The organism is Microcoleus sp. S28C3 (genome assembly GCF_036700785.1).
Classification (GTDB): Bacteria; Cyanobacteriota; Cyanobacteriia; order Cyanobacteriales; family Microcoleaceae; genus Microcoleus; species Microcoleus asticus.
Map to the genome: position 1 here is coordinate 1 of NZ_JAUBPO010000245.1, position 3,030 is coordinate 3,030.

The 3,030-nt window shown below is 49.8% G+C and carries 1 protein-coding gene; it reads left to right on the forward strand.

Annotation, left to right across the window (positions count from 1 at the left end; genetic code table 11):
• On the forward strand, positions 1-3,030 hold a 3,030-nt coding region (locus tag QUA13_RS32090; protein ID WP_333205091.1), incomplete at both ends, for an SBBP repeat-containing protein.

Genomic DNA, 3,030 nt, shown 5'->3' on the forward strand with positions numbered 1-3,030 from the left:
GGGAACTGGATGTTACCACAGGGAAAATCAAAGCACCCACAGTGTTTAAGCCAGATGTCATGGCAGCTTACAGCCACGTCCTCTCTCTCTTCTCACCTGCGACCAACTATAACGCAGGGTTATCTCCAGCCTCAGTTGCCATAGGGGACTTCAATAACGATACGTTCTCCGACTTGGCTGTAGCGAATAATAATAACTCCAACAACGTCTCAATTTTGCTGGGAGATGGTAAGGGTAGTTTTGGTACTGCCACCAACTATAGCGCTGGGTCATTTTCACGATCAGTTGCAGTGGGCGACTTCAATAAGGATACATTCCCCGACTTGGTTGTGACGAATAATGACTCCAACAGCGTCTCAATTTTGCTGGGAGATGGTACGGGTAGCTTTGGTACTGCTACCAGCTATAGCGCTGGGTCAAATCCCAGTTCAGTTGCAATAGGAAACTTCAATCACGATAACTTTCCCGACTTGGTTGTGACGAATCGTTACTACAAAAGCGTCTCAATTTTGCTGGGAGATGGTACGGGTAGCTTTGGTACTCCGAGCAACTATAGCGCTGGGTCAAATCCCAGTTCAGTTGCAATAGGGGACTTCAATAACGATACCTTTCTCGACTTGGTTGTGACGGATTATTTCTCCAACAGCGTCTCAATTTTGCTGGGAGATGGTACGGGTAGCTTTGGTACTGCCACCAACTATAGCGCTGGGTCATTTTCACGATCAGTTGCAGTGGGCGACTTCAATAACGATACCTCCCTCGACTTGGTTGTGACGAGTGGGATTATTGGTAATTCCAACAACGTCTCAATTTTGCTGGGGAATGGTACAGGTAGCTTTGGTACTGCCACCAACTATAGCGCTGGGTACTATCCAAACTCAGTTGCAGTTGGCGACTTCAATCACGATACCTTCCCCGACTTGGTTGTGACGGATGATTACTCCAACAGGGTCTCAATTTTACTGGGAGATGGTACGGGTAGCTTTGGTGTTGCTACTAATTATGGGGGAGAGTCAAATTCCCATTCAGTTGCAGTAGGTGACTTCAACAACGATACCTTCTCCGACTTGGCTGTGGCGAATATTGACTCCGACAACATCTCAATTCTGTTGGGCAGCACATCTGTTGATGTAAATTTCGGGACTCCCACCTACAGGGAAAATGAAGCAACCCAAGATACAGCAATTAATATTCCTGTCACTCTCAGCAAGTCTCCACTGATTGACGTAACCGTACCAATTGTCATCAACCCCAACAGTACCGCCACTCAAGGTGCTGACCAAGATTACACCCTTTCCACTACTGTTAAATTTCCCGCAGGTGCTTCCGGTACTGCCCTTACTCAGAATATTGCAGTCACCATCAAACCTGACAACATCCCTGAGAACGATGAAACAGTCATTTTAGGCTTTGGCCCGATCGCAGGTGCCGTTGTAGGTACAATCCCTGAAACCACACTGACTATTGGAAAACCAGCGCCTAGCTTTGAATGGCTCAAGCAATTCGGCACACCCAATGACGACCGCTTCAATCGTGCAGCACTTGACAGTGCAGGCAATGTCTATCTGACAGGAGACACCTATGACCCGTTGGGCGGCACCAATCCAAGTACAAATGCCTGGGTAGCCAAATATGACAGCAGTGGCAGTCAGTTGTGGCTCAAGCAGTTAGAGAATGGCAATTATCCCAGCAAAGTGACAGTGAATAGCGCTGGCAATGTCTACCTGACGGGACAAACCAGCGGCGATTTGGGAGGCCCTAATGCAGGCGGTCTAGATACTTGGGCAACTAAGTACGACAGCAATGGCAACCAGTTGTGGCTGAAGCAATTCGGGACTGCTGACTCTGACTCCCCCTCAGACTTAGCACTCGATAGCGATGGTAATCTCTACATTTCAGGAACAAGCACCACTGGAACTCTCGGTAGCGGTTCTAGAGGCTCCGTCAGACCCTGGGTAGCCAAGTATGACGACAGCGGCAACCAGTTGTGGTTGAAGAATGTCAATGCTGACGGCGACAGCAGCTCCTATGGCATAAAAGTGGACAGCAGCGGCAATGTCTATCTGACGGGCACAAGCTCTAAATTTGGAGTCTATGCACTGAAGACCTGGGCAGCCAACTATGACAGCAATGGCAATCAGTTGTGGTTGAAGCAATTCGAGACTGCTGACTCTGACTCCCCCGCAGAGTTAGCAGTTGATAGCGCTGGCAATCTCTACCTGACGGGATCAACCAACGGCGCTTTGGGAAGTCCCAAAGCAGACAGTCAAGATATTTGGGTAGCCAAGTATGACAGCAATGGCAATCAGTTGTGGCTGAAGCAATTTGGGACGGCTGACTCTGACTCCCCCTCAGACTTAGCACTCGATAGCGTTGGCAATGTTTATCTGACGGGCGAAAACTATAACTCTTCAAAAGGCTATCCAGCGGGTGTTGGCACCTGGGCAGCCAAGTATGACAGCAATGGCAATCAGTTGTGGCTGAAGCAATTTGGGAATGCTGAGTCTGAATACCGCTCAAACTTAGCAGTTGATAGCGCTGGCAATGTCTACCTGACGGGACAAACCAACACCGCTTTTGGAGGCACGAATGCAGGCGGTCTAGATATTTGGGCAACTAAGTACGACAGCAATGGCAACCAGTTGTGGCTCAAGCAATTCGGGACTGCTAACTCTGACTCCTCCTCAGAGTTAGCACTCGATAGCGATGGCAATGTCTACCTGGCGGGAGAAACTAACGGCGCTTTGGGAGGCACCAATGCAGGCGGTCAAGATATTTGGGTTGCTAAACTCGGCACAATCGCAGAGGTAGTCACACCAACGCCCACTCCGACGACAACACCCACGCCATCTGTCACGCCAACGCCCACTCCGACGACAACACCCACGCCATCTGTCACGCCAACGCCCACTCCCACATCAACACCCACGCCATTTGTCACGCCAACGCCCAATCCGACATCAACACCAACGCCATCTGTCACACCGACACCAACGCAGAACTCTTCTCCAATTATCGGTACTGATGGCG